Origin of the sequence: Capnocytophaga canis (assembly GCF_000827555.1) — a bacterium.
Taxonomy (GTDB): domain Bacteria; phylum Bacteroidota; class Bacteroidia; order Flavobacteriales; family Flavobacteriaceae; genus Capnocytophaga; species Capnocytophaga canis.
The window spans coordinates 1-8609 of sequence record NZ_CDOI01000179.1 but is presented as its reverse complement, the minus strand read 5'-3'; the positions used below and the strand labels follow the sequence as shown (position 1 = coordinate 8609).

Sequence of the window (8609 nt, the reverse complement as noted above, 5' to 3'; positions counted from 1 at the left end):
TTTGGAAGCTACCATCAGCCTTCGCCTTAAAAGTTTGGAAACTACACAAGCCCTAAAACAAGCCGGAAGCACCACCGAAGTGGCTGTACAACAAACCCAAGCCCTTTACTACAACGCACAAGCACAGCTTGTTGGTATTAAAAACAACATTCACGCTTTAGAAAATAGCATTTGTATCCTTTTAGGTATTCCCTCGCAACCCATAGCACGTAATTCATTAGAAGGACAATCCTTCCCCACAGATTTTAATCAAGGATACGCAGTGAGTTTATTAGAAAATCGCCCCGATGTACGCAAAGCAGAACTCGATTTAATCCAAGCCTTTGAACTGACTAACGTAGCTCGGGCAGCTTTCTACCCTACATTTACCATTACAGCACGTGGAGGATTCAGCAGTCAAACCTTTGAAAATTGGTTGGATACTAAATCCATATTTGCTAATTTCATAGGCGGATTGGTACAACCTCTGCTCAACAAACGGCAAATTCGTTCGCAGTACGAAATTAGCCAAGCTAACCGCGAAACAGCACTGCTCAAATTCAAAAAAACAATGCTTACCGCAGGTAAAGAAGTATCAGATGCTTTGCAAAATTATCATTCGCAACACGAGTATATCCTGCTAAAAACCAAAGAAATGGAGGCTTACCAAAAAGCTACCGAATATTCGCAAGAACTTTTCAATAGTGGTATGGCAAGTTATTTGGAGGTGATTTCGGCAGAGGTAAATCGACTTAATGCCGAACTAAGCGTAGCCAATGCCGAGTTTAATAAGATGCAGTACGGAATTATGCTCTACAAAGCCCTCGGAGGAGGTTGGAAATAACTCACCTTTTCAATGGACTGAAAGAAGAGAACTTTCCCCTTTATTGAATTTTATGCTCTAAAAATTAGGACATTTCAATTTTTATTTTACTTTTGCAACACTAACAAATTTTATTATTTTATGAAAAGATTTATTATCCCCGTTTTAGGATGTGCAGTATTGGCGTCCTGTACAGACAAAGCCCCCGAGTACACCGTGCTATCGGGTAAGGTAAGTAACTATGATTTTGAGAAAATCATATTAGTTGGAGATGGTTTTGAAAAGGAAATTATGCTCAACGCCGACAAATCATTTATCGATACGTTGATGTTAGCCCACGACGGAGGCTATACCCTTGCTCGTACTGATATCTACTTGCAAAAAGGCAAAGATTTGAACGTTGATATGGATTTTAAAAATCCGCAGGAAAACAAATTTTCGGGCAGTTTAGCTCCTGAAAACAACTATCTTTTGAGTAAAGTAAAACTCTCACAAGAGGTATTAGGTAAAGATAAAACAGACTTTTATAAATTAGAAGAGGCTGATTTTATTGCAAAAGTAAATGAATATAGTACAAAACAAAAAGAATTACTCAATAAAACCAATTTCAACGTGAAAGGATTTAAAGCTTTGGAAGAAAAAACCATCGCTTATGAAGCTGATTTCCTATTAAATCGATACGAAAATTATCATTCTTACTTTGCACAAAAGGAAGGGTTTAAAGTTTCTGAAAATTTCCCTAAACTAAATACTACTGACCTTGATAACGCTGAAGATTTTCGCTTTTCAAGAACCTACCGAAGTTTGGTAAATGAATTATTCCAAAAAAATAACGATAATGCATACAATGAACAATTCGGACAGGAATATGATAAAGAAAAATACTTAGGTATTATTTTGACTAATTTCAAAAAGATAAAAAGTGACAACGTTCGTAATGCCATCGCAAAAAGATTCTTAGAACACTACATTTCACCGGAAAGTCCTCTAACAGAAAAGGTTTATCAAGAGCTTATGGCTAACGTAACTGATAAAACTCTGAAAGGGAAATTCACCGAAAGTTATAACAAAGTTAAGGCTTTGGCAAAAGGAAACCCCTCACCTACCTTCAATTTTGAGAATCATAAAGGTGGAAAAACCGCTTTGGCTGACCTAAAAGGCAAATTGGTATATATTGATGTTTGGGCAACTTGGTGCGGACCTTGTTTGCAAGAAATTCCTCACCTAAAAGAGGTGGAGAAAAAATACCACGGAAAGAATATTGAATTCGTGAGCATTTCAGTAGATGATAAAAGAGATTATGATAAATGGAAAAACTTCGTAACAGAAAGAGAATTGGTAGGCACACAACTCTTTGCTGACAATGCGTGGGAGACTCCATTCGTTAAAGATTATGTAATCACCGGAATTCCGCATTTTATATTACTTGATACACAAGGAAACATCATCAGTGCAGATGCTCCTCGTCCATCAGACCCTAAACTCATTGAGCTACTCACCGAAAGCGGTATTTAATAAACTACAAAGGACTGTCGCTAATGACAGTCCTTTTTTTATTAGAGTTATTATCAGTTTGAGTATTTTGTAGGTTTGCTTTGTTTCAACCTTAAAAAAACTCCGACTTCACTTAGTTTAATAGCTATTTAATCTAACACAAGTGAAGCCGAAGCTGAGTTTTAAATGAAGCATAGTATTGCTTTAATTCACTACCATACCTACTCTTACATCTATTGATGCTGTCTTTTTCGTTTTTTTATCTCTAATAGTTATAACACCCTCTTTAGTTTCATTTCTTGTAGATTCTATTCGGATACTATTCTGCACAATTTTAACGGTAATCAGATCTCCTAATTCATTTTTAATTATTTCGTAATCACCACTTCCTGAAGTAATTGAAATCCAAGCAACAGTATCTTCATTGACATAGTTCGAACCTACTGTACCCCATATAAACAGTTGATTGTGGGACAGCTCAAAAGGAACATCAACCACAGGTTCTGTTACGTTTACTCGTACCACTTTGGTTTGTTTTGTCACTGTGTCCTCAACAGTTACAAAAGATTCTCCCGCAGCATATGTTTTGAGATTCAATGTACTACCTATAAGGGCTGCTGAAACAATCCTTCCATTTGATTCAGTAACTCGATATGAACCAGAACCACTAATTATCAAAACATTAGCCGATTTAGGATATTCAATAGAAATAATTCCTGTTGATAAAACCAAATCAGGTGCTCCATCAACAATAACATTCAAAACATCCGTTTTTCCAGTTTGGGCATCGGTAACTGTAATAGTTGCTCTTCCTGAATTGGCAGCATAGATGTAAAGAACTCCTCGGGAGCGGAAACTATAAGCCACTTTTGAATCACTGGTTCCAAAACTGTAGGCACCACTACCAGAGTGTACGGAAACCGAAGAATTTGTTTCACCCTTTTTCAATCGAAGCTCTCTGACTGAGAATTTAACATCCCCTATTTGATTGAGTACTGTTACTTTTATTTCTGCTTTTATGTGAGTTCGACGATCTGTAACGGTAATTATAGTATTTCCTCTCTGACTTCCTTTGATAGTGAGTAGATTACCATTAATTTCTGCACTGGCATATGCGTGTTGAATGCTAAATGAATAATCTCCACTTCCTGAGGTAATGACTACCGCTACTTCCTGTCCTTTTAGCACTGTAACTTCTGTTTTATCCAATGCCAATCGCTCTCCATCGGAAACAATCACACGTAGCGTATCTGTTTTTCCTGTTCGCGTATCGGTAACTGTTAGAACTGCTTCCCCTTCTCTGTAAGACGAATGGATGTAAAGCACTCCTCTTGATTGTGAAGCACGAGCAATGTCAGGATTACTTGAAGCTATACTGTAGAATCCACTTCCTGAAACAATTTGAACGGTAGATTCTGTTTTCCCTTTTTTAATATTAAATTCTCTGACTGAGAATTTAACATCGGGAATCACTTCAATAACGCTGACAGCAATTGCAAACTCGTGCTTAGTTTCATTATCCACAACTTTGATGGTTGTATTTCCTTTAGCATTTCCAGTAACGACAACCTTCTGTCCTGAAATATTTGCTGTTGCTACTGATGGATTTACGGATGAAACACTATAGGAATCATTCCCTGACAAGATGATCGCTTCTTCAGTTTTTCCTTTATGAACACTTATGCTTGAAGGCTCAAGAATCAGAGGTTTTAATGCCTTTATTACATCAATTTCCAATGATTTTTTCTCGTTTGTTTTGAGGTCTGTGACGGTAAGTGTTGCTTTTCCGACAGCATTGGTTTCAATTTGAATAAAATCTTCCTCAACAGAAGCCGAAACAATAGAAGGGTTGGTTGATTCTACAGCATAGTTTCCATTCCCTGATATTATGCGAATGAATGAAAGATATCCTTCCTGAATTTGAATTTTATCTGTTTCTAACTGCAATTTTTTATCCATATTAACAACCTCTATTCCGATTTCAATTTTCAAACACGGATTGGCTTTATCAATCATTACGATATTTACCTGTCCCAAATCTTTTGTTGTAAACTTCATTCCATTATTGTCATTTGAAACCTCAGCAACGGTAGAGTTCGATGTAGAAATTTCATAATTTCCACTTCCTTTAAGGACTTTAATAGGATAATCATATCCTTTTGCTACTTTGTATGTAACCTTACTCCACGTTTTTATTTCTGTCTTATCCGTTCCTATATTGACAACAAAATCTTCTAACGATTTTATTTTGATGGATTTTTCAAAATTAGTTTCTAAGTCTCGAACCGTAAGTTTCCCTTCAGTTTTGCCTTTTGCATTGAAGATTATTTTTGTACCTATTTCGTCAACAGCAAGTGAAGCATCAATATTAGGGTTGTCCATCATGAGTTCATATTCTCCCGAACCAAAGATTTGGAATGACGATTCAGAACAATTCGGAGCGAACTCAAACACTTCTTCTTTAATACTAAATTCCAATTTAAGAAGTTGAACAACTACTTTAACCTCTACCACCTCTTGTGATGTTTTATCTTTTATTTTTACAGTTGTAGATCCTTCCTCTTTTCCCTTGAAAACAATTGCTGTAGTTGTGGATGTGGTTGAAGAAAAGGTTGTTGCAACAATCTTCTCATCGCCACCGACCACCTCGTAAGAACCGTTTCCGGATGTGATAGCTATTGATTTGGAAGCTCCTACATGCAAGGTAGTTTCCGTAGTAGCTACAGAAAATGGAAGATTGACTACCACTTTAATTTTTAACTCTTCCCCACTAACTTTATCTTTTATTGAAATACGGGTTTCTCCCGATGAGTTAAATCTGATGGAAATGACATTCTTAACAACACGTGCTGTGGCAATTTTTTCATTTTCTGAAGTAATTTCATATTGACCATTCCCTGTGGCAATCTCAATAGTCTCGTTGAAGTCCTTAGAAGCATCACCCGTGAAAGTAGCTACAAGCTCTTGCTTATTGAGGGTTAGCTTTTCTATTTTCTCTTCTGGAATACATGCCGTAGCCATTACAAAAAGTAACGTAACTACATAAATACCAATTTTTTTCATAACATTTTCCTTTTTATTTTCAGGACAAAGGTAAAATGTTACGTTCTAAAAACACTTGTAGAAACGTAAGAAAGAATTGTAAAAACTCTGCATTAACATTCCTTTGATTTGCAAAAATCAAGCATAAGATTTCGCTATGTTTTTCACTGAGTGCAATTTACGAATACAAATAACAAACGAGTAACAAATATTTTTCTTAAAATTATTAATAACCCGACACTATTACAAGAAGCATATGAGATAAGAAACTGAAAATCAGGCAAAAATATACTCTTGGCAGGGACTTAAAGATAATTCGGAACAGACGTTCGGCTCACTCTCCGACAATGCTCAGCTGAACAATTAACGTGTCAGCTGAGCCATCGAAGATTTATTACAATGTTTTTTTTCAAATACAAATAGTTCGTATTCGTGAAATACTAATTTAAAAGAAACTTATTTTAGTCAAATAGCTTGGCTACCTGCGTATTTACGAATTCTAAAAAACGAACATCCTCTTGCGAAAAAGGATTCAATTGATGAGAATCTATATCAATTTGTCCGATATTTACGCCATTGACAAACAGAGGAATAACGATTTCAGACTTCACAGTAAGACTACAAGCTATATAGTTGTCCTGTGCTTTGACATCGGGAACTACAAAGTTTTGATTGGAGACTGCTACTTGTCCACAAATTCCTTTCCCGAACGGAATTTCAGTGTGATCGGTAGGTTCTCCTGCAAAAGCTCCTAAATGCAAAGTTCTCGTTTGGTGATTGGCAAAGTAAAATCCTACCCAATCGTAATGCTCTACTCTGGATTGCAACAAGTCACAAATGGTTTGCATTTTCTCATCACGAGATGCATCTTCTTGATTACAAATAGCTGTAATACTTAAACTTAACTCTTCAAACATATTTTTATTCTATTTTTTATTCTATTCAAAGGTAGAAAAATCAGCAGTGTTGTAGCTATAAGCCTAACTCAGACCATGCAAAAATATAAACTATTTTCCTACGCTCAAAATAGGTAACAATCCATTTTTTATTGTATTTTTGCTGAAATTTTATTGATTATTAAATGTTTGTGTACAAACAAAAACATTAACTTTATTGATAATTTAAAGATTTAATATCATAATCAGATGAAAAAATTTTTTATTTTACTTTTAAAAACTATTGGGACTATTATAGGATTTATCGTTTTATACATTCTTTTAGGTGTTCTACTTCCCTTTGTTCAAATTGCAGAAAAGGAAGTTTCTGAACCAAAAAACATGCCTATATACATCTATACCAACGGAATGCACACTGATTTGGTAGTTCCTATCAAAACAGAAATCATAGATTGGAGTCAAAAAATTCTATTCGAGAACACTCTATCGAAAAGAACTGATTATCAATACGTTGGAATCGGTTGGGGAGACAAAGGATTTTATCTAGAAACCCCCACTTGGGCAGACCTAAAAATTTCTACTGCTCTAAAAGCTGCTTTCTGGCTGAGTGAGTCTGCTATGCATTGTACTTTTTACGACAAAATTATAGAAAACGAAGATTGTAAAAAAATAATGCTCACCGAACAACAATATCAGGATTTGGTGAACTTTATCCAAAATCAGTTCGACCAAGACGAAAAAGGCAATTTTATTTTTATTAAAACTGATGCGGTCTATGGAGAAAATGATGCCTTTTACGATGCTAAGGGGAAGTATAACCTCACTCGAACTTGTAATACTTGGGTAAATGACGGACTAAAAGTAGCGGGACAAAAAGCAGCCCTATGGACTCCAACGGATACAGGTATTTTTAGGCATTATAAAGAATAAAAGGTGCCGTTATACACAGAATGATTACAGATACAAAAATGAGAGTTAATTTTTCCCCTGTTTTAAATAGGAATAGTAGGGATTATTCTGTAGAAAATTTACAGGGAATAAAATTTAATATTGTAATATCAGGAGATACAATAGCCCCTTATCAAGGAGTTGATATTCGGTTAAGTCCTATAAGGATGACTGTTAATGGACAAGAAATAAAACCTACTCAATTTCAAACCCCTCAATTCATACAAGGAGGCTCTGTACCGTCTATTCCTTTTGAAATGTTTGTAGATTCAACCTACCTGAAAGGTATAGCTAATACAACGAGAAAAATGGTAATCGAATTTGAGGGAATATATGTTGATAGAAATGGAAATACAATAATGTGTGATCCTGTTGCGAATATATTGCCAAACAAAGTCAATTTAAAGGTAGAAATACCTATACATCAATTTTAAACTATTGAGTATGAAAAACATATTTTATATTCTAGTCTGTTTGACATTACAAGGATGTCATTTTTCAAATGATGTAAAGAAAGATAAGATTTTGTTTAATATAGCCTCGGATGGTATTAAGCAATTCTACTCTTCCTTTATAGAGAATCCTCAAAATGCTGATAGTTTGGTTCTTTTCGAGACATTTCAAAAGATTCAGAATACAGGCTATTTAGGAAATATAAATATCAGTTATCCAACTTCAGCTAAAGTATATGAATTATTTATGATGCTTGATAAGTTCGAAGATGCAGAAAGATTGTTGGAAGACGATAAGGTATCTTTCAAAGATAGGAATTTTTACAGAAATTATACGAAAGCCATTCACTATTATCACACGAACAGAGAAAAATCTCATTTCTTCGCACAAGAAGGATTGAAGGATATCAAAATGGTAATAAAATCAAAAAATATAGATGATAAATTTTCTGCGTATGGAAGGTATTTTTATATGCGTACTTTTTTGGTAGGGAAAGAGAAAGTTTTGCAAGAGATAGATAGTATGCAAAAAGTAAACAAAACCTTTAGTGAAATAGAATACGAAGCTGGTTTCAAAGATGGTGTTGAAGAACTTGTAAATAGGTATCGTATAGATAAATAGCGGGATTAGAATAATCGTTTACATAGATAATTCACTTACTTGTTTCTTAAAAATAGTAATCTTCCTCCTGTTGATTATCTCCACTGCGAGTACTCAATCAGAAAAAGACAGAATACAAAAAATAATTTCTTATGAAAGGTTTAAAAATTCTAATAATTAGCACCATATTTTTCCCTTTTTTAGGTTGTGCAACTCTAAAAATAAATACGAGTGAAGAAAAAATAGGTGTCTTAGGGAAAGATTACAAAATTCATTATTTAAAAAGAAGGTAGTGTTTCCCAAAGTATGATACTCAAATCCACCCAAAATTGATGTAGAAAAACACAATTTCAAAGGCTTTTATATGGTTTTTA

At 34.7% G+C, this 8609-nt stretch carries 7 protein-coding genes; 5 read left to right on the top strand and 2 right to left on the bottom strand.

Going from position 1 to position 8609, the window contains the following annotated elements:
* A partial coding sequence (locus CCAND38_RS09510; protein ID WP_042345045.1) for a TolC family protein occupies nucleotides 1-823 on the top strand: 823 nt, incomplete at its 5' end.
* A gap of 120 nt (nucleotides 824-943) precedes the next feature.
* Nucleotides 944-2317 (top strand): TlpA family protein disulfide reductase, encoded by a 1374-nt coding sequence (locus CCAND38_RS09505; protein ID WP_042345044.1) that lies wholly within the window; start codon nucleotides 944-946, stop codon nucleotides 2315-2317.
* Between the two features lie 183 nt (nucleotides 2318-2500).
* Here the strand turns inward: CCAND38_RS09505 and CCAND38_RS09500 are convergent, their stop codons facing one another.
* Nucleotides 2501-5359, bottom strand: a complete 2859-nt coding sequence (locus CCAND38_RS09500; RefSeq protein ID WP_042345043.1) for an Ig-like domain-containing protein — start codon at nucleotides 5357-5359, stop codon at nucleotides 2501-2503.
* A gap of 440 nt (nucleotides 5360-5799) precedes the next feature.
* A complete protein-coding gene (locus CCAND38_RS09495; protein WP_042005854.1) occupies nucleotides 5800-6255 on the bottom strand; it encodes an XrtF-associated fRMsr-like GAF protein in 456 nt (151 codons plus the stop codon).
* A gap of 228 nt (nucleotides 6256-6483) precedes the next feature.
* Between CCAND38_RS09495 and CCAND38_RS09490 the strand changes: the two genes are divergently transcribed.
* The 3 genes from CCAND38_RS09490 to CCAND38_RS09480 are packed head-to-tail and all read left to right on the top strand — an operon-like array spanning nucleotide 6484 to nucleotide 8256.
* Nucleotides 6484-7164, top strand: coding sequence for a TIGR02117 family protein (locus tag CCAND38_RS09490; RefSeq protein ID WP_042005855.1), 681 nt, complete (start codon nucleotides 6484-6486; stop codon nucleotides 7162-7164).
* A 20-nt stretch (nucleotides 7165-7184) separates the two neighbouring features.
* Nucleotides 7185-7616, top strand: a complete 432-nt coding sequence (locus tag CCAND38_RS09485; RefSeq protein ID WP_042345042.1) for a hypothetical protein — start codon at nucleotides 7185-7187, stop codon at nucleotides 7614-7616.
* A gap of 10 nt (nucleotides 7617-7626) precedes the next feature.
* Nucleotides 7627-8256 carry a hypothetical protein gene (locus CCAND38_RS09480; RefSeq protein WP_042005858.1) on the top strand — a complete coding sequence of 210 codons (630 nt, stop codon included), beginning with the start codon at nucleotides 7627-7629 and terminating at the stop codon, nucleotides 8254-8256.
* Nucleotides 8257-8609: the final 353 nt, after the last annotated feature.